The sequence below is a fragment of the Streptomyces sp. R28 genome (genome assembly GCF_041052385.1).
Lineage (GTDB): Bacteria > Actinomycetota > Actinomycetes > Streptomycetales > Streptomycetaceae > Streptomyces.
The window spans coordinates 5,829,961-5,848,674 of sequence record NZ_CP163439.1 but is presented as its reverse complement, the minus strand read 5'-3'; the positions used below and the strand labels follow the sequence as shown (position 1 = coordinate 5,848,674).

Below are 18,714 nucleotides of genomic sequence, written 5' to 3'. Positions count from 1 at the left end.
CCCCTCAGAGGGGGCACCCCCGGACGGGAACCCCCCGGCCCGCTTACGACTGCGGGGCCGGGAAGGCCACCGGGCCCCGCAGGCCCGCTCTGTTCACCGCTCTCACTCCGACGAACACGTTGTCCTTCGACAGGTCCACCTCGTGGGTCGTCACGTCGCCCACCGGCACCACGTGGGTCCACTCGGGGGCCGTCGTCTCGCGCCAGACGATCTCGTAGCCGGCCAGGTCCGGTTCCGGGCCCCTCGTCCACACCAGTTGGGTGGTGTTCGTGAGGGTGGTCGTGATGATCTTGGCGCCGGTCGGGGCGGCCGGGGCCTGGGACAGGGTCCACAGGGCCGCCGCGTTGACCTTCGCCACCCTCGCCGTGAAGTCGAAGTCGCAGAACTGCGGCAGGTCGCCGTACTGCTTGCCGGTCTCGTCGACGCGGACGTCCTGGTGCTGGTGGGCGAAGTCCTCGGCCGGCTCGGTGAAGCGGACGGCCGGGTAGCCGCGTTCGAGGAAGGGGATGTGGTCGCCGCCCCGGCGGTAGCGGTCGCGGCGGTGGATCACTCGGATCCGCATGCCCGTTGCGTCGTTCTCGGCCACGTCCCTGACGAACCTCGCCAGTTGGCGGGTCGCGGAGTCGTTCTCGCCGCCCACCGAGCGGCGGATCGCCGCCTGTTCGGGGGTTTCCGACGAGGGGACCCCCTCCGCGAACAGGCGGATCGTGTACGGCTCGCGCGTGCCGTCGTCCGCCGTCGAGCTGCCGACTATGTCGTTCGTGAACATGGCCCGGACGTCCGCGCCCGCCGCCTTCAACTGCTGTGCCATGTACGCCGATCCGTACAGCCCCTGCTCCTCCCCCGCCACCGCCGCGAACACGATCGTCGACGCCGGGCGGCGCTTCGCCATCACCCGGGCAAGTTCCAGGACGACGGCCACACCCGACGCGTCGTCGTCCGCGCCCGGCGCGTCGGAGGTGGCGTCCATGACGTCCGTGGCGCGGGAGTCGTAGTGGCCCGAGACGACGTGGACGCGCTCCGGCGTGACCGAGCCGCGCAGTGTCGCGATGACGTTCGTGATCTTCGTGGGGGAAGGGATACGGGGAGCCGGTTCCTGAACGTAGGACTGGAGTTCCGCGGTCATCCGGCCGGCCGAGGTCGCCGCGTAGGAGCGCAGTTCGGCCAGGAGCCAGTCGCGGGCGGCGCCTATGCCGCGGTCCGGGTCGTCCTGGACGGAGAGGGTGTGACGGGTGCCGAAGGAGACCAGTTTGCGGGTCGTGGCCTCGATGCGGGCGGGGTCGATCTCACGGAGGAGGGCGCGGAGTTCGCGGGTGGGGCGCTGGGCGGATGCCGCAAGGTTGCCCGCTGCCGACGCGGGCGCCGCCTCGGCCGTGCCGGTCGTGGCCGTGGTGGCCATCGCCGTGGCCGCCGTAACTGTCGTAGCTGTCGTAGCCGTTAAGACCGTTCTCCTGGTGGGGCTGTGATGCATGTGTCCTCCCGGGGCTGCCGATACGGCCGACTCCGCCATGGTTGTGGACATGGCAATCGACGGCAAGGGTGCCGAGCGGCAGCTGAGGCGCGGGATTCAGTCGCGGCATTCAGTGACGGGATTCAGTCGCGGGATTCAGTCGCGGGAGTTCACGCACAACTTCAGCCCCACCGGCGTCCCGCACGGCAGATGCCCGTGCGTGCGGATCACCTGTCGGCTGCTCTCCTTGTCCAGGTAGGCGAGGAAGCCGGCGGTGAGGGAGTCGTCGGGGGCGGTGCCGGAGGTGTAGGCGTACTCGATGTCGCGGTACGGGTAGGCGCTGTCGCCGCGCTCGATCTCGTCCACGTTCGCGCGGTCGCCGTCGAGGGGCACCGTGCGCACGCCCTTGTGCCGGGCGGCGACGCCGAGCTCGCTGTAGCCGATGGCGCCGGGCTGTTCGGCGACCTTGTCCAGGACGTCGCCGGTGCCGGGGAGTTCGCACCGCGTGACGGAGGTGACGGCGCCCTCGGGCGGCCGGCAGTCCAGTGACGTGCTCTGCGCCTGCTCCCACTGCCCCAGCACGCGGTCCTGGAAGACCTGTCGCGTCCCCGAACTGTCACCCCGGCTGACCAGGACGACGGGCAGGCCGGCGGTCGCCCTGTCGAGGCCCGGGAGCACCTCGCCCCAGCGCTTGTACCTGCCCTTGTAGATGTCCCGCACCTGCTGCACGGACAGGCCGTCGGGCCCGAGCTCGATCCCGTCGTTGACGACGAGGGTGAAGACGGACAGCGCGACCTTCTTCCCCTTCAGCCCCAGTCGGTCGCCGAGCGGGCCGTCGGAGAACGCGATCACGGACCGCGCCCTCGGCCTGGACCCACCGGCCAGGGCGGCGAGCTCGGCGACGCCCGCCTCGCTGCCGCGCGTCTCGACGTCGATCTCGGCGCCCGCGCACTTGCGCTCGTAACTCTGCGCCAGCGTCGAGAGCACCGGCTCGAAGGCGGTCGAGCCGATCACCCTCAGCTCGCCCCGCTCGCACTCGATCGGATTGCCGTCACGGAAGACGACGATGCCCGCGAGCGCCAGCACGGAGAGCGTGAGCAGCCCGGTGAAGATCCTTGCCTGCAGGCTGAACACCGGCGCCTTGTCGTCCGGCGTCGCGCTGCGGTTGGGGTGCACCTCGCCGTCCCGGATGCCGCCGCGCAGCCGGATCTCCCGGCCCACGTCGCCGCCGGACAGCATCACCAGCAGCTTGTAGTGGTCGCCGGGGTTGAGCGGGACGCGCGGGATGCGCAGCCGGTTGTCCTCGTAGCCGAAGCCCCGTTGCGGGGTGAAGTGGTCCATCAGGTGGTCGATGTCGGTCGGCTGCGTGACCGAGACACCTCGGATGGTGCGGTCCGTGAACACCGCGGTGAGACCGTGGGGTTCGGGGCCGGTGTAGTCGTCGCGGTCGATGCTCTGCGAGCCGTCGTTCTCGACGCGCAGCAGCACGAGGGTCGCGTCGTCCATGTCCGCGTCGAACAGGCCGAGGCGGACGTTGGCCCGGCCCGAACTCACGTCGTCGCCTATGGGGTTGTCCATCTGGACGCGGTAGCCGATGCGCTTCCTGCGCGGCACCCGGCGCTCGTACCAGACCATGACGCCGGACGCGACGACACCGAGCACCGCGGTGCCGACGGCCACGATGTTCTCTGCGCTCAGCCACTCCACCGGCATCACCGTAGGCAGGGGTGATCTCAACGGCCTTACGCATACGGGTACTTGGGGTTACTGCCTGGTGTACGTCAACTTCTCGCCACTGCTCGTGTTCACCCGCTCCAGCCCGCCGTCCGGCAGCAGGGTGATCTCGGTGGCCTCGCCCGGCGAACAGGTGGGTGACTCCCCGGCCGTCACCGTGGACGGGCCGATCTCCAACGGGCCTTCGCCACCCGGCTCTCCGGTCAGCGCCGCCTCGAACTCGCAGTGGTAGGTGCCGGTGCCGGCAGGTCCGTCGGCGACCAGGGTCAGGACCGTGTCGCCCACGTCGCCCTGCCGGATGGTCAGCCGACGGGTGTTCTCGCCGCCGCCGTTGTCGATCGAGGCCGTCCAGGTGCCCAGGTAGTCCGCCGGGATCGCGCCGTCCGACGGGGACGCGGACGGGGACGGGGAGGCGGAGGGGGTGGTCGGGTCGCCGGTGGGGGGCTCGGTGGTGGTCGTGGCGGTCGGGTTGGCGGTCGGATCACCGCCGGTCCTGTCGTCACCGTCCCCGTTCATGAGGGCGTACACCGAGCCACCGGCGGCGAGCGCCACGACCAGCGCGACGACGATGAGCGCCGCCGTGGAACGTCCGCTTCGGCGGGGCTCTTCGGGTGGGGCGGTGGGGAGGTAGGGCAGGGGCGGGTCGTACGGCGGGGTGTGGGCGTACGGCGGGGTCGGGCCGTAGGGCGGGTTCGCGGAGTACGGAGGGGGCGGGTAGCCGTACGCCGGCTGCTGCGAGGGCTGGGGGTGCTGCTGTGGGGTGCCGTACGCCGGGTGGGGCGGGGTGGGCGGGGCCGGCGGCGCGCTCTGGTCGCCGTTCCGCGTCGCGGCCACGGTGGGGAGTTGGTCCGGCGGCGTCGCTCCGACGGCCGGGGCGTGTTCGGGGGAGGCCGCGGGAGCCGGCTCCACGGGGCCCGGTGCCCCGGAACCCAGCTCCGGCGAACCCACCTCCACCGCCCGCACCTGCGGCGAAGCCGCCTGCGCCGGGCCCCCCGGAGCCACCGGACCACCGGCCGAACCCTCAGGCCCCACCGTCCCCACCGTCCCCACCCGGATCCTCCGTATCCAGCAACCGCACCGCATGCCGCCCCAGCTGCGCCACCAGCGCACCCGGCAGCCACGGATCCCGGGACCGCCCTCCGGAGACGGTGTCCTCGGCCCCCGTGCGCTCCAGGATCCGGTCCAGCGTCGGCCTGGCGCCCGGGTCCTTGCGCAAGCAGTCCCGTACCAGCTCGGCGATCGTCTCGGGCACCCCCTCCAGGTCGGGTTCCTCCTGGGCGATCCGGAACATCACGGCGTGGGCGCCGCTGTCGACGGATCCGAAGGGCAGCGCGCCGGTCGCGGCGTACGAGAGCACCGAGCCCAGACAGAACACGTCGCACGCGGGCGTGATCCGGTCCCCGCGCACCTGCTCGGGCGCCATGAACCCCGGTGACCCTATGAGCGCACCGGTGCGCGTGAGCCCGCTCTCGCCCACCGTCTCCAGCGCGCGGGCGATCCCGAAGTCGATGACGCGGGGCCCGTCGATGGTGACCAGGACGTTGGACGGTTTCAGATCCCGGTGCACTATCCCCGCGGCGTGGATGTCCTTGAGCGCATGCGCGAGGCCGGCCGCCAGGATCCGTACCGACCGCTCGGGCAACGCCCCGTGGTCGTGCCCGACGACCTGCTGGAGGCTGGGCCCGGCCACATACCCGGTGGCCACCCAGGGCACGTCGGCCTCGGTGTCCGCGTCGAGCACCGGGGCGGTCCAGAACCCGCCGACCTGCCGCGCGGCCTGCACCTCCTGCCGGAAACGGGCCCGGAACTCCTCCTGCGCGGCCAGCTCCCGCCGTACGAGTTTGACGGCGACGGTACGGCCGCGGTCCGACCGGGCGAGATACACGTCCCCCATGCCGCCCGCGCCCAGCCGCGCCAGCAGCCGATAAGCCCCGATCTGCTGCGGATCGCCCGGCCCCAGCTTCTCCATCGCACGCCCCCCAACCCCGCCCACGCAAACCCCCGCTTACGCAACGGCCCCCACGATAGTGCGGCATATGGGGAGGTGAGCGGGGCGGCGTCTACGGTTCCGTAACAGGAACGGCGATCTGGTCGAGCACCTTCGACAACCGTTCCAGAACCCGTACGGCATCGGCGAGGTCCGCCTCCCCGAGGGCCTGCGCCAAACGGTCCGCGAAGGCCGCGTGGCCGGGGTTGATCCGGGAGATCGCCGCGCGCCCCTCCTCCGTGGGCGCGAGGAGCTTGGCGCGGCGGTGGGCGGGGTTGGGCCGGTACTCCGCGAGCCCCTTCTCCACCAGCAGATCGGCGATGCGCTGCACGCTCTGCCTCGTGATACCCATGGCGCGGGCGATGCCGGAGACGGGCAGGGGTTCGCCGAGCACCGCCCCGAGCACCTGCCACCAGGCCGCCGTCAGCCCGGCGGGCTTGGCCAGCTCCTCGGCGACCGCGAGGAACTGGCCGTTGAGCCGGAAGACACCGAGCGCGCTGCGGCTGAGCAGGTCCTGGCGTTCGCGGCTCACAGAACGCCGGCCTTCTCGAGTACGGCGTACGCCTCGGCGTCGGAGTCGTGGAACAGGCGGTACCAGGCGTCGACGGCCTCGTCGTCGTACACGTGCAGGAGCCGCAGGATCTCCCGGGCGAAGGCGACGGGTTCGGTGGGCCCGGCGGTGACGAGCCCCCCGTCGGTGACGGCGTCGGCCTCGACGTACCGCGCGCCGCCGCCGTACCCGGTCGCGGCCAGGTAGAAGGAGACCGCGCTGGTGTGGTCCCGGTCGTCGAGCAGGCCTTCGCGGGCCAGACCGGCCGTCGCCCCGCAGATCGCGGCGACGGGCACACCGGCGTCGAGGAACTCCCGCGCCTTGCGGGCGAAGGGGGCGAGGTCGTCGCCTCCCGCCGCGGTAGCGGCCGATGTCTCGGCCCAGAGGTCGGCGCCCGGGAGGACCAGCAGGGACGCGTCGGACGGCCGTACGTCGTCCAGGGCCAGGTCGGGCTGGATGCGGAGGCCGCCGACGGTGGTGACGGGCTCGCGGGTGGGGCCGACGGTGCGGATCTCGTATCCGGCGCGAGCGAGCTGCGCGGTGGCGTGGCCCGGCTCCCAGTCGGCCAGGGTGTCGTAGACGGCGAGATACACGGGCTTGCGGATGGCGCCGACGCCCGTGTCCGTGCCCGTTTCGGTGCTGGTCTTGGTGCTCATCTGCTCCCCCTGAAGTCAACGAGGACGACAAACCGAATATGACAACATGCTGTCACTTAGGCAGCTTACTGTCAAAGCAGCTGTCGACAGGTTGTCGCGGAAACCCCCCGACGACAGACATGACGCCGCTACCTCGCCCACACCGCCGACTCCTACGCTCGCCCGCATGACCCCTCAGCCAAATCCCGAGATCGGCGCCGCCGTGAAGGCCGCGGACCGTGCGCATGTCTTTCACTCCTGGTCCGCGCAGGAGCTCATCGACCCGCTCGCCGTCGCCGGCGCGGAGGGGTCGTACTTCTGGGACTACGACGGCAAGCGCTACCTCGACCTCACCAGCGGGCTGGTCTTCACGAACATCGGCTACCAGCACCCGAAAGTCGTCGCCGCGATACAGGAGCAGGCCGCACACCTGACCACCTTCGCGCCCGCCTTCGCCGTCGAGGCCCGGTCCGAGGCGGCGCGGCTGATCGCCGAGCGGACGCCGGGTGACCTGGACAAGATCTTCTTCACCAACGGCGGCGCGGACGCCGTGGAGCATGCCGTACGGATGGCGCGGCTGCACACGGGACGCCCGAAGGTGCTCTCGGCGTACCGGTCGTACCACGGGGGCACGCAGCAGGCCGTGAACCTCACCGGCGACCCGCGCCGCTGGGCCTCCGACAGTGCCGCGGCCGGTGTCGTGCACTTCTGGGCGCCCTTCCTCTACCGCTCCCGCTTCTACGCGGAGACCGAGGAGCAGGAGTGCGCGCGGGCGCTGGAGCATCTGGAGACGACGATCGCCTTCGAGGGGCCGTCGACCGTCGCCGCGATCATCCTGGAGACGATCCCCGGGACGGCCGGGATCATGCTGCCGCCGCCCGGCTACCTCGCCGGCGTTCGCGAGATCTGCGACAAGTACGGGATCGTCTTCGTCCTGGACGAGGTCATGGCGGGGTTCGGACGGACCGGTGAGTGGTTCGCGGCGGATCTCTTCGACGTGACCCCGGACCTGATGACCTTCGCGAAGGGCGTGAACTCCGGATATGTGCCCCTGGGCGGGGTCGCCATCTCCGGCGCCATCGCCGAGACCTTCGCGAGGCGCCCGTACCCGGGCGGTCTGACCTACTCCGGCCACCCGCTGGCCTGCGCGGCCGCCGTCGCGACGATCAACGTGATGGCCGAGGAGGGCATCGTCGAGAACGCCGCCCGGCTGGGCGCCGAGGTGGTCGGACCGGGATTGCGAGAGCTGGCCGAGCGGCACCCCTGCGTCGGCGAGGTGCGCGGTACCGGCATGTTCTGGGCCGTCGAACTGGTGCGGAACCGGGAGACCCGTGAGCCGCTGGTGCCGTACAACGCGGCCGGCGAGGCGAACGCCCCCATGGCGGCGTTCGGCTCCGCCGCGAAGGCCGCGGGTATCTGGCCGTTCGTGAACATGAACCGCACGCATGTCGTCCCGCCGTGCAACGTGAGCGAGGCCGAGCTGAAGGAGGGGCTGGCAGCGCTGGACGCCGCGCTGGCGGTGGCGGACGAGTACACGGACTGACGGCCGACGGCTCCGCCTCTGGGCGCTGGTCCGGGTCATCAGGCTGCGGGTGGCTTTACCTCTGGGCGCCGGTCCGCGCATTTCAGCCCGTCTGGGGGCACCCCCTCTGGGGGAGTTTGAGGACGAGGCCCGTTCAGGGCCGAAGCGGGGGTCTGGGGGCCGCAGGTCCCAGGGACCGGGGTCGAAGGGGCGGCAGCCCCTGGGGATGGGACGGGTAGGGGCGGCGGGGGCGAGAAAAAAGCGCCGTTCCCCGCAGAAACGCCCCCGTCACCCGAACGCGTAAGGTGGCGTGCTCGTAGACATATACGTGCACGCCACCTCATCGCGACGACGGGAGACGCCCTGACCATGCCCGGCATCGGCAGCAACGGCTCCGTGACCCGGAGCACCCTGCGGCAGCAGATCGCGGACGCGCTGCGGGACGAGGTGCTGGCCGGGCGGCTGCAGGCGGGCCGGGAGTTCACCGTCAAGGAGATCGCCGAGCAGTACGGCGTCTCCGCGACGCCCGTCCGCGAGGCCCTCGTCGACCTCTCCGCGCAAGGGCTCCTGGAGGCCGACCAGCACCGCGGCTTCCGCGTCCACGAGTACTCCGTCGAGGACTACCGCGGCATCATCGAGGCCCGCGGCCTGGTCATCACCGGCATCTTCCAGGTCCTGGCCACCGACACCGCCCGCAACCGGGACCCCGACGACCCCCGCATGCACGCCGCCGTGGTCGGGGTACGCCGCCGTGCCGAGGAGGCGCAGCGCGCCGCCACCGCCGGCGACCTCACCGTGCTCATCGGCTACGACCTGCGCTTCTGGCGCGAGCTCGGCACCCTCTTCGGCAACCCGTACCTCGCCGACTTCCTGCACCGGCTGCGCGTGCAGTCCTGGGTCTGCACGGTCCAGCATCTGCGCCGCCTCGACGATCTGCGCGGCCACCTGTGGTCCCGGCACACCGACCTGGTCGACGCCCTGATGCGCCGCGACCTGCCGACGGCCCGCTCGATCATCGCCGCCCACGACGCGGACTCCCTCGCCCTGATCAAGCGGCTGGCATCCGGATGAGCCAGGAGCGAGTCCTGGCGGGAGCAGGTCCGGGCGGATCTGGGGTACTGGCGGGCGGGCGTACTGGTGCCGGCGCCGCAGCCGAACGACGGGGCGCTGCGGGAGACCGTGGCGAAGCTGGTGGGCGGACCAGGTAGGTGGGGCGACGGAGTGTGGGTATGGGACCTGCACGAGCGGGGACTTGCTTGAGGAGCCCCACGAGAGCCTCATGAAGACCCGCAGGAGGGGGTCCGCCCCCGAGCCGCACCGATTACCCTTCCCTGACCAGGACCACTGTGTGACGACGACTGTGTGACGACCGCTGTGTGAGGAGCCCTCTTTTGGCCTGTGACCTGTGGCTGGTACCGCTTGTCGACGTGTTGTGCCACACGCCCGACAACCCCTTCGCCGAGGAACTCGCGCAATACAACATGGTGCTCGCCGAGGCCGGGCTGCCGCCGGTGCCGGTGTACCAGTACATGCCGGGCCTGTCCGGCGATGTCGCCCCGGTCGCGGGCTTCGACTACGACGCGCTGCACTTCCTGCGCCGCGCCTATCTGCTCCAGGTCTGCGGTCTGCCGGTGACCCCGGTCGACGAACTGGGCGGTGACTACGAGCAGCTCTTGGAGATGTTCGATTCGACGGCCCAGCAGTCGCACCTGGTCTGGCACTACGACCACGCGGGCGCGTACGTCCCCGTCGACTTCCCGAACCCGCTCGCCAGCGAGGAACTCCTCGCCGGCGGCGGCCCCTTGGGCTCCTCGCAGTCGCTGCTGCGGGAGCTGGAGTTCGTGGCCCCGGTCATCGGCATCGACCCGGCCAACCCTCCGACGGCCCCGCAGCCCCCGCTCGCACCCACGGACCTGGAGGAGCCGGCGGTCCCCGCCCCCTACGATCCGAGTCCCTTCGCCCGTGAACGGCATGTGTGGCTGGGGCTGCACGCGGCGGCGACGCGGAGCCTGGCGCAGGGTTCGATGATCGTCTTCAGCTGACCTGCTTCCCGCAGCCCGTCTACTTCAGCTGGGACAGCCCCTTCTGCAGGTCGTCGAGGTTCATCACGGGCGTGTAGTCCACCTTGGCGCCGAACAGCTGGAAGAGCTGCTCGGTGAGCGGCGGCAACTGGGAGCTGTCCTGCATGTCGAAGACCAGGAACACAGTGCGGACCCCGTTGTCGGGGCCGAAGTAGGAGACCTCCGGTTTGAAGGCCTCCATGATCTCCTTCATCAGCTGGGGCATCTTGCCGCTGCGGATGACGTCGTTCGCCTTCTCGGTGTCGAGATGGGCCTGGAGCAGCACGCGCATGACACTCACCTTCTCCTCGGATCGCCCCCTACCTCCGCACGCTAGGGGCGCTGCGCGCACTTCGCCCGTTCACGGCTCCATCGGGTGGACCGCTAGCCGCCGAACGTGAGGGGCCCGTTGATGTCCCGCGCCTGGACGACGGGCCCCTGGAAGGTCCCCCCGGAGATCTCGTTGCGCACGTCGCCCGCGCCGGTGCGCGCCTCGTCCCACGCCTCGGCCTGACGGCGCCAGGTTGCGAGGGCCTGGGCGAAGGCCGGATCCTGCCCGGCCCGCTGCGCCAGCACCTGGGCGAGCTCCCTGGCCCGTTCCGCGTCGTCCGCCGCCGTGCCGAGGGCCGTCAACTCGGCTTCCCCTTCAGGGCTCTGCCCGGACGGCCGACGCCTGACGAGGTCCCGCAGCGAGGCCCAGATCTGCTGGCCGGCGGCGCCCGCGGTGCCCCCGGCGAGGGCCATGAGCAGTTCAGGTGCGATCTGGTCCATCAACACACTCTCCCATCACTCCGGATCACTCCGGTGTGGTCTCGTAGCGGGCGCTCTGGGCATGGATGTCGTTCACGATCTTCTGTGCCAGTTCCGCGTCGTCGTCGGGCACCGTGACCCGCACCCACAACAGGAAGGCATGGTCCTCGCCCTTGTCCCGCTCCCTGAAGCCCCAGCTCCGTTTCATCGACATCCGGTACCGGCTCCCGTCGGCGACGGAGTCGACCGCGTAGTACGCGCGGTCCTTCGTCCCCTTGCGCCATGCGGTCCGGTCGTGGTCGGGGATCCGGCCCAGGAAGTCGCGGACCTCGCGGTTGTCGCACGTGGAGCCGCAGTGCCGGGACCTGATCTCCACGCTCGTCTTCGGCACCCACCCCAACTTCTCGAAGCGCGGGTCGCTCGAGCAGGTGTAGCCGACGGTGCCCTTCGCGACCTCCGCCGGACGAGGCCGGCAGTCCAGGTGCTTGGGGGCACGGAAGACGAAGTAGGTGTACGGCAGGTACCAGAGGTAGGAGCGTTCCCCGGCCCGCCAGACCGCGCCGTGCAGCGGGGGCGCCGGGTGGCGCTCGTAGTGGGCGAAGCGGTTGTCGGTGTCGGCGGGGACGCGGGTGCGCGGTACGTCCGTCAGGGAGCGCTCGTCGTTCTTCGATGACGGCACGGCGTCGGAGAGTCCGGCCCGCCGCAGGGCGTTGCGGATGAGGATCCGCGCCACCTCCACCACCCGCTCCCGGGTCGCGAACTCCTCGGCGTAGGTGACCGAGAGCAGGACGTTGTCCACAAGGACCACGAAGGAGGCGGAGTACGGGGCCGTCTCCAGGGCGGTGCGGCCCGGCTGCTTGCTACGTCCCACGATGCGGGCGGACCGGTCGCCCAGTCCGGCGTCCGCGGTCGACTGCGACCCCGTGGCCAAGGCCTGCGTGATCCAGCCGGCCTCGGTGGCGTAGCCGAGCGCCGCAAGGTGTGGGCCGCCGGTGGTCCCCTCCCGCGCGAACAGCAGGGCCGACAGGGTCACCTGCACGTCCGGCGCGAACGGCGCCTGTTCGCCGGCCTGGCACCGCTGCCGGCCGCGCGCGTGTTTCCTGCCGTCCGCGGTGAGCCGTGGCAGGTCGGGGGCCAACAGGTCACAGGCGGCGGGCAGTTGGGTTCTCGGCCCGGGGGCGGCGGCCATCACGAAAGGCCCGCGGGCCAGGGCACCACCGACGGCGAGCAGCAGCAGGACGACGGTCACAGCGGCCGTCCGCCGCATCGGCCCGGCTCCCCGGGTGGCCGTCGGCGCCCGTTCCCCGTCCCCCTCGACGCCGGCGTGTGCCGCGAGTCGGTCCCGCAGCTCGACGTGGCGGAACCGGTACACCCCGCCGCTCTGGCGCAGGACGCCCCGCCGGTGCGCGTCGTCGAGGAAGGTCATCAGCCGCCGGGGCAGGTCGCCCCTGAGGGCCATGTGTCCCCGGGCCAGGGCGAATCCGAACCACGCCGACTCCACCAGCGAGCCCAGGACGCAGCCGAGATACGCGAGTCCGAGCGTCCAGATCCAGGTGTCGAGCGAGGTGATGTCCTGCCCGCCGTTCGTGTTCCAGAAGGCCAGCAGGCCGGCCGCCGACAGGCCGAGCAACTCGGCGGGCAGATAATCCTCGCCGTCCCTGGCGTACGCGAGCCAGCCGAAGCGGATCGCCGTGCGCCGGTCGGCCCGCAGCAGGGCGCGCGGGGACGGGGCGAGGGACGGGTCCGCCGGACTGCACAGCGGCCTCAGCAGCTTCCGGCACATCCGCCACAGGGCCGCGACGGTCAGCAGCCCGGTAAACGGCGCCCCCGCGCTCCCCACGTTGCCCAGGACGAACCACCAGAAGAGCGCGATCGCGCTCACCGACAGGACGGCCGACGCCTGGTTCCGGGGCCGCCGCAGCCCTGACCGCACCTCCTTCCCCGTCGGTCGGCGCGACTGCCGCGGCCCGTTGTGCGGCCCCGTCCGAAAGACGTGGACACAGCCGAGCAGGACCAGCGCCAGCACCACGTACCCGCCGGCGAACGACAGCCCCACCCACCGGTCCCACCAGGGCGTCCCGTACTCCCCGCCGGACACCGCGAGGCAGCACAGGGCGAACGCCGGCGCCAGCGTCGCCGTCCGCAGCGTCCGCGGTACGTCCTCCACCAGCCGCCACCAGGCGAACTCGTGCTCACCGCCCGCCTTCATCCACGCCGCGAGGAACGCGAGCCAGGCCCGCGCGCGCTCCGGGTCCCAGTGGCCGGGCCGGTCCCGTACGTCGTGCGAGGCGCTGTAGGCGACGCTCAGAAAGGCGTCCAGGAGATGCCGCTCGACGTCCCGCCGGGTGCGGAAGGCGCCGGGCGCGAGGAGCTCTTGCGGATCAGTGCCGGACTCGCCGTACGCCTCCCGGGCCAGGCCCGCCATCAGCGGCGCGCCGAGCACCTCGCGCAGGCGGCGCACCTCGCGCGAGTCGTCGGAGTGGCTGGTGAGCCGGCGCAGGACGGGGGCCCACTTGGCGTCGGCGGCGCCCTCCGGGTTCAGGTAGCGGTCCAGGGCGAGGGTGCTCAGGGGCCGCAGTTCGATCTCGGTGCGCTCGAAGACGCTGCCGTCCTTCACATGCCGCCGGTACTCCGGCTCCCGGCTGGTCAGCACGAACGGACGGCGGCCCGACGTACTGGCCCGCAGCTGCTCCAGGGCGTCGGCCTGCAGCTCGTCCGGGAGCTCGTCGAAGCCGTCGAGGACCGGCAGCACCCGCTGCGTCTCGATCAGGCGCCGGGCCACATCGGCGGCGGGCGCCCCGCGCACCGGCGTACACGCACGCGGGTGCGCTGCCGCGATCTGTGCCGCCACCCATCCGATCAGCCCCTCACTCGGGCTCCAGGACGCCAGCGGGACGACGACCGCGACCGGCTCCGCCGAGCCGGGCGTGCGGGTGCGCACCAGTTCCTCGGCGAGACGCAGGGCCAGGATGGACTTCCCGGCACCCGCGCCGCCGAGCACGACGAGGCGGCGGTTGGGCAGACGGTTGAAGTAGGCGGCGACGGAGAGCCGGGCTTCAGGGTCGGCACCGGGTCCGCCGCTGTGAACCGTCGTGCCGTGGACCGTCGTCCAGTCCACGTCGAGCGGGTACGGGTCGTTGACCTGGGTGAGCCGTTCGTCCTGGGCGTACTGCAGGGCGAGGTCCCGGGCGAGCGCGTCGGCGGCCCGGCCGAGGTTCTCCTCCGACAGCCAGGCGGCCTCGCGGCGCCGTGCGGCGGCCTCCCGGACACTCAGTACGGCGTACAGCGCGATGGCCAGCCCGAGCAGCACCACGCCCACGAGGGTGGACCCGACACCGAGGCGGCGCAGGGTCGGCAGTTCGGGAGAGTTCAGCAGGCAGAGCAGCCCGAGCACGGCGAGCGCCCCGCAGCCGATGATCCGCGTCGGCGCCCCGACCTGGAGGATCAGCCGGTCGACCCGGCCGACCATGACGACCGGCCCGTGGAACGTCCCCGAGTCGATCCTGTTCCGCACCGACGTCTCGTCCGCAGTGCCGCCCCCGTCGCTCCGCACGCTCCCGCCCCCGTCGCCTCCGTCACACCCCTTCGCTCAACTCCCCTTACCCGCTTAACCGTTCCCCACCAACACGACGGCCCCGGCCCACCTGAGCGGACCGGGGCGTCGGACGAGGGCACCTGGCGGACGCCCTCGCCATGGGGTCATCGCCGGCGCGGCAACCTGATGGTCCGCACGAGGGGCATGTCCGCGTACAGGCCGGGTTCGACGGTCAGCACCCGCCGCCCGTCCGGCCAGTCCGGCGTCGGCCGGGACAGATGGACCGCGTGGCCGAGCCGCCACTCCACCCCGTCACGCAACAGCGCGCCCACCGTGGATGCCCCGGAGAGGTCCAACTCGACGATCTCCACGGCGGGCAGCGCTCCGACATGCTCGGCGAGCCCTTTGCGCATGCCGTCGGCAGCGGCCAGGCACAGCGCCGGAACGTACACGTGCCGAGTGGGCCCGTGCTCGGTGTTCGCGACGAACTGAGAGGCCAGCGAGTTCCCCGAGCCGAGCGCCAGCAGGGCCGACTCGTCGAAGACGACGCCGGTCGATCCGGCCCTCGTCGCGCTCACAGGCTGTCCACGGGCCGACCGGCCTCAAGGTCCTGCCAGACCTTCTCCACCCTGTCGTGGTCCTCGTCCGTGAGCGTCACACCGAAGTGCGTCTCGCAGTACGCCTTGGCCGCCTCGTACCGCTTCCGCAGCTCCTCCTTGGTCGGCGTGGCCCCCGCCAGCTCGGCGATCAGATCGCGCATGGTCATCCCGCGCTCGCGGGCGAGGACCATGAGACGGTCACGGACAGCGGGATCGACCTTGACGGTGGTGTCAGCCATGAGGGCAGTATACCCGCGGTATACCACCTCAGGCCGCTCTAATACGACGGTCATCGAAAACGCTCCATTTCTCTCGAAGGAACCGCCGGACGAACCCTCGCCGCCTGCGGGTGCGGGCGGCTGCCGGCGCGGTCGACGGTCAGGGTGCAGGTGCCGTTCTCGCCGGGGGCGACGGCCGGGGTGAGGGTGTCGACGCCGGTGGTGCGCAGCCAGGCGTCGGCCCAGGAGTGGACGTCGCGTTCGGTGGCGGCGGCGAGGGAGTCGACGAAGTCGGCGAGGGTGGCGTTGGCGAACTTTTACGCCGAGCCCACCCACCGAGGCCACCCACCCGTCACCGCCGCCCGCACCTGGGCACTGCTCGCACCCCGCCACCACTCCTCCACCAGCGGCGCGAGCCGCCGCGCCTCGGCACCGTCGAGCGTGAGACGCCGGTCGTACTCCGCGAGCAGGAGCAGCAGACGGACGGCTGCGGCGGTCTGCCTGCCCGGCGACGCAGACCGGCCCGGCACTTTTTTGGTTTCACCCGTTCGTGGCACGGCTTCGTACGGGGCGTCGAACACCTCGTAGACGACGGAGAGTTGCCCCGCCGAACCGCCCTCGCCCGCCTCGCGCACCACCCGCCGCAGATACCGCCGTTCCTCCAGCTCACGCAGGGCGGCGACGACCCCTGCCCGCCCCTCGGTGCTCGGCGAGGCGAGCGCGCGGAGGGTGAGGCGGGTGTGGTGCGGGAGGGCCAGCAGGTACGTCAGTACGCTCACCGCGCGCCAGGAGATGCTCCGGTCACGGAGAAGGGCGGCAGAGAAGCCGGAAAAGACGCGCGCACGCGTCGTACGATGAGTACGCATCGGGTGTCCTTACGCATCGGACCTGGTGCCAAGCCCCCGGGTGTTGGCGCACCGCGGGGGCATTTCTGTTGGCGTGACTCTATGGCCACGCAAAGCGACGATTGCAAGTCGAAACCGCCTTTTCCCAGGCGGAAGTTCACGTTCTTCACCCCTGAGAGTGAAGGGCGGTACACAGCAGCAACGCGTGGACGAGGCGGTCGGCGGCCGTGGGCCGATAGCGCCAACTCAAGGGCCAGGTGAGACCGTTGAGCGCGGGCACCGGGATGTACGAGACACGGCTCGGACCGGCGGTGAAGCGGGTGACGTTGTCGGGCCAGGCGCGGTGGGACGTACTGCCGACGGGCACGAGGAAGTAGAACCCGCGCCGGCCCGTCGCCGTCTCGACGATCGGCCCCGGATCCCCGCCGGTCATCCGCGCCAGCCAGTCGGCGACGTCCCGGCCCTCCTCGCCGTCGACTCTGATCGCGTCGAACTGGACGCCTGCCTTGCGGAGTTGAACGCCGGTGGCCGGGAGCCAGGTCAGGTCACTTTGCGTATTCACGGGGTCAGTTTGCGGGTGCGCGGCTAGCTTGATCCATGACTCTGAGTCGCCGGTTGAACACGGTTGAGTGGTGGCGTCCGCGAGTTGTGACCAGTTGAGTTCGGTTGAGTTCGGAGGTGACCGCAATGGCGCGGGCGGAGAACAAGACGGAGGCAGGCGGGACGGCCCACTTGGTCGCCGCTCTGGGGAAGGCGTTGCGGGAGCAACAGGGGCTGACGCAGCCGCAGTTGGGCGACAAACTCGGGTACACGGCAGCGGCGGTCAGCGCGATGGAGACGTGTGCGCAGCCCGCGAGTGATCAGATGCTGGTGAAGTTGGAGGAGGAGCTCGGGGGCGGGTTGGGGGTCTTCGAGAAGGCTGGCAAGTGGATGCTGCTGGAGAAGTACCCAGCGCGCTTCCGGGGGTTCTCGGAGCTGGAGGCCGGGGCGGTCACGCTGTGCTCGTACGAGACGCTGGTCGTCGACGGCCTGTTCCAGACCGAGGATTACGCTCGGGCGCTGATCGGCGGCGGTTATCCACCGGTCTCGGAGCAGAAGCGCGAGGAACTGGTTGAGGCACGGTTGGCCCGCAGGGCGATCTTCGACCGGGATCCGGCCCCGATGATCGAGCTGATCCTCGAAGAGACTGTGCTACGGCGACCGTTCGGCAGCTGGGAGATCATGCGCGGGCCATTGCGCTCGCTCGCCGAGGACGCCCGGCGGGACAATGTCTGCGTACAGGTGCTGCCCCTGGAGCGCGGGCTGCGCGGGACATACGCTGGCGCTCGCGGAGGCATGCACCTCGTGGAGTCCGAGGGCCATCAGCACGTTGTGTACTTGGAGATCGAGGACCAAGGCATCCTGGTCAGCGATCCCGGAGAGGTGTCCCAACTGGCGCATCGCTATGCGAAGATCCGTGCACAGGCCATGAGTCCTGACGACTCGCTGAGCCTCATCGAGCAGTTGGCAGGAGAGAAGCGATGACCCGCAACGAGCCCCTGCGGTGGTTCAAGTCCAGCTACAGCGACGACGGCGGCGGAGCCTGTGTCGAAGTCGCCTACACCTGGCGCAAGTCCTCGTACAGCGATGGCGGCGGTGGCGACTGCCTCGAAGTCGCCCCCTGCCCCCACGCCACCACCGCCATCCACATCCGCGACTCCAAAAACCCCGACGGCCCAAACCTCACCGTCTCCGGCAAGGCTTGGGCCGCCTTCATCGCGCTATCGGCCGGCTAGAGGTCAGCTCCAGCGCTGGCACTTACCGCCGTTTCCGGGCGTCGTCTTGTTCTTCAGGCGCGTGAACGAGCCGTCGGATTTCTTGGACTCGCCCCATCCGCCGACACAGCGGCCGGTTACGGCGTTGGGCGCATTACCGGTTACGGCGTTGGGCGCATTAGAAGTACCCCCTGGGAAAGATCCGGCCCCTGCCTGTGCCGTTATGGCAGGCAGACCGTAGCGTCGCTGGTCAGGCTGCGCATGAGCAACCTGACAGGGGGTAATCACACACCCCAAGATCATAAACTATGACCACAGTGTCCTGAAATGTGCAGCCTCAACCTAAATGCTGGAATGATGTGGAGACCCTGGTAAGATCTGGTGTTGTCTATTTTCAGAATCAGAATTCCGGGCTTCGGGCGCCCCGGTTGGAGGCAGGGAAGTGGAAAAGGATCACCTTGATAAGGTGTTGACCATCCCGAACGCTTTGAGCGCCCTACGCGTCGCCGGAGTTCCAGTATTTCTGTGGCTCGTTCTCCAGCCCTACTTCGGAAACCCGAGTCTCGACGGGTGGGCGATTGCCCTTCTGATGGTCAGCGGTATCACCGACTACCTTGACGGTAAACTGGCTCGCCGGTGGAACCAGATAACCCGCCTCGGTCAAATCCTGGATCCCGCAGCCGACCGGCTCTATACGATTTCCACGCTGCTCGCGCTGGTCTTGCGGGATATCATTCCCTGGTGGTTCCTGGCCCTGCTCCTCGCCCGTGACGTATTCATGGCACTCAATATTGCCACTCTCCGGAGGATTGGATACGGGCCCCTCAAGGTGAATTTCATCGGGAAAGCGGCCACCTTCAACCTCATGTACGCATTCCCCCTGCTCCTTCTGGCCGACGGGGGGAACTCGTTGGCTCACTTCGCGTACCTGTGTGGATGGGCGCTGGCGATCTGGGGGGCTGCGTTGTACTGGTGGTCCGCGGCGCTCTACACGACTCAGGTGCGCAGGCTGAGGTTCTCCGCCGTCCCGGTGGGCGAGCAGGCGTAGCGAACTGCGCCGCGCCCGGGAGCCGGA

At 70.6% G+C, this 18,714-nt stretch carries 17 protein-coding genes and 2 pseudogenes; 6 read left to right on the top strand and 13 right to left on the bottom strand.

All coding sequences use genetic code 11. The annotated features are described in order from the left end of the window. Positions 1-43: 43 nt before the first annotated feature. The 5 genes and pseudogenes from AB5J49_RS26115 to AB5J49_RS26095 all read right to left on the bottom strand — a co-directional run bounded on the left by AB5J49_RS26115 (position 44) and on the right by AB5J49_RS26095 (position 6,377). The gene (locus AB5J49_RS26115) at positions 44-1,399 is read right to left on the bottom strand and encodes a M28 family metallopeptidase (RefSeq protein ID WP_369171142.1); all 1,356 of its coding nucleotides are present in this window, start codon (positions 1,397-1,399) and stop codon (positions 44-46) included. A gap of 207 nt (positions 1,400-1,606) precedes the next feature. Continuing rightward, complete coding sequence (locus AB5J49_RS26110) at positions 1,607-3,157, bottom strand: substrate-binding domain-containing protein (RefSeq protein WP_369171141.1); 1,551 nt, start codon at positions 3,155-3,157, stop codon at positions 1,607-1,609. A 57-nt stretch (positions 3,158-3,214) separates the two neighbouring features. Continuing rightward, positions 3,215-5,153 (bottom strand): annotated as a pseudogene (locus tag AB5J49_RS26105) (serine/threonine-protein kinase). 91 nt (positions 5,154-5,244) lie between these two features. Then, entirely contained in the window at positions 5,245-5,703 is a 459-nt protein-coding gene (locus AB5J49_RS26100) for a MarR family winged helix-turn-helix transcriptional regulator (RefSeq protein WP_369171139.1), read from the bottom strand. Continuing rightward, positions 5,700-6,377 (bottom strand): type 1 glutamine amidotransferase family protein, encoded by a 678-nt coding sequence (locus tag AB5J49_RS26095; protein WP_369171137.1) that lies wholly within the window; start codon positions 6,375-6,377, stop codon positions 5,700-5,702. The genes AB5J49_RS26100 and AB5J49_RS26095 overlap by 4 nt, the downstream gene beginning before the upstream one ends. Positions 6,378-6,543: 166 nt before the next feature. On the opposite strand from AB5J49_RS26095, the gene AB5J49_RS26090 reads away from it, so the two are divergent. The 3 genes from AB5J49_RS26090 to AB5J49_RS26080 all read left to right on the top strand — a co-directional run bounded on the left by AB5J49_RS26090 (position 6,544) and on the right by AB5J49_RS26080 (position 9,920). Continuing rightward, positions 6,544-7,899, top strand: a complete 1,356-nt coding sequence (locus AB5J49_RS26090; protein WP_369171136.1) for an aspartate aminotransferase family protein — start codon at positions 6,544-6,546, stop codon at positions 7,897-7,899. Positions 7,900-8,247: 348 nt separating this feature from the next. Continuing rightward, entirely contained in the window at positions 8,248-8,949 is a 702-nt protein-coding gene (locus AB5J49_RS26085) for a GntR family transcriptional regulator (RefSeq protein ID WP_369171135.1), read from the top strand. Positions 8,950-9,269: 320 nt separating this feature from the next. Beyond that, entirely contained in the window at positions 9,270-9,920 is a 651-nt protein-coding gene (locus AB5J49_RS26080) for a hypothetical protein (RefSeq protein WP_369171134.1), read from the top strand. A gap of 19 nt (positions 9,921-9,939) precedes the next feature. Here AB5J49_RS26080 and AB5J49_RS26075 read toward each other — a convergent pair whose 3' ends face one another. From AB5J49_RS26075 to AB5J49_RS26040, 8 genes and pseudogenes are all read right to left on the bottom strand, one after another. Then, the gene (locus AB5J49_RS26075; protein ID WP_369171133.1) at positions 9,940-10,230 is read right to left on the bottom strand and encodes a hypothetical protein; all 291 of its coding nucleotides are present in this window, start codon (positions 10,228-10,230) and stop codon (positions 9,940-9,942) included. A gap of 92 nt (positions 10,231-10,322) precedes the next feature. Then, a complete protein-coding gene (locus AB5J49_RS26070) occupies positions 10,323-10,709 on the bottom strand; it encodes a hypothetical protein (protein WP_369171131.1) in 387 nt (128 codons plus the stop codon). A 25-nt stretch (positions 10,710-10,734) separates the two neighbouring features. Next, on the bottom strand, positions 10,735-14,241 hold the full coding sequence (locus AB5J49_RS26065) for an NACHT domain-containing NTPase (protein ID WP_369171130.1): 3,507 nt from the start codon (positions 14,239-14,241) through the stop codon (positions 10,735-10,737). Positions 14,242-14,387: 146 nt separating this feature from the next. Further along, entirely contained in the window at positions 14,388-14,801 is a 414-nt protein-coding gene (locus tag AB5J49_RS26060; protein WP_369171128.1) for a hypothetical protein, read from the bottom strand. After that, a complete protein-coding gene (locus AB5J49_RS26055; RefSeq protein WP_369171126.1) occupies positions 14,798-15,061 on the bottom strand; it encodes a hypothetical protein in 264 nt (87 codons plus the stop codon). Before AB5J49_RS26055 ends, AB5J49_RS26060 begins: the two co-directional genes overlap by 4 nt. Before the next feature lie 110 nt (positions 15,062-15,171). Beyond that, positions 15,172-15,357, bottom strand: a pseudogene (locus tag AB5J49_RS26050) (hypothetical protein); the annotation flags it as partial. Beyond that, positions 15,358-15,819 (bottom strand): hypothetical protein, encoded by a 462-nt coding sequence (locus AB5J49_RS26045; protein WP_369171125.1) that lies wholly within the window; start codon positions 15,817-15,819, stop codon positions 15,358-15,360. 232 nt (positions 15,820-16,051) lie between these two features. Continuing rightward, positions 16,052-16,447 carry a hypothetical protein gene (locus tag AB5J49_RS26040; RefSeq protein WP_369171124.1) on the bottom strand — a complete coding sequence of 132 codons (396 nt, stop codon included), beginning with the start codon at positions 16,445-16,447 and terminating at the stop codon, positions 16,052-16,054. A 125-nt stretch (positions 16,448-16,572) separates the two neighbouring features. On the opposite strand from AB5J49_RS26040, the gene AB5J49_RS26035 reads away from it, so the two are divergent. The 3 genes from AB5J49_RS26035 (at position 16,573) to AB5J49_RS26025 (ending at position 18,687) form a co-directional block, all read left to right on the top strand. Continuing rightward, positions 16,573-17,409 carry a Scr1 family TA system antitoxin-like transcriptional regulator gene (locus AB5J49_RS26035; RefSeq protein ID WP_369171123.1) on the top strand — a complete coding sequence of 279 codons (837 nt, stop codon included), beginning with the start codon at positions 16,573-16,575 and terminating at the stop codon, positions 17,407-17,409. Beyond that, complete coding sequence (locus AB5J49_RS26030) at positions 17,406-17,660, top strand: DUF397 domain-containing protein (protein WP_369171121.1); 255 nt, start codon at positions 17,406-17,408, stop codon at positions 17,658-17,660. The genes AB5J49_RS26035 and AB5J49_RS26030 overlap by 4 nt, the downstream gene beginning before the upstream one ends. Before the next feature lie 421 nt (positions 17,661-18,081). Further along, positions 18,082-18,687, top strand: coding sequence for a CDP-alcohol phosphatidyltransferase family protein (locus AB5J49_RS26025; RefSeq protein ID WP_369171120.1), 606 nt, complete (start codon positions 18,082-18,084; stop codon positions 18,685-18,687). The last annotated feature ends 27 nt before the right edge of the window (positions 18,688-18,714 follow it).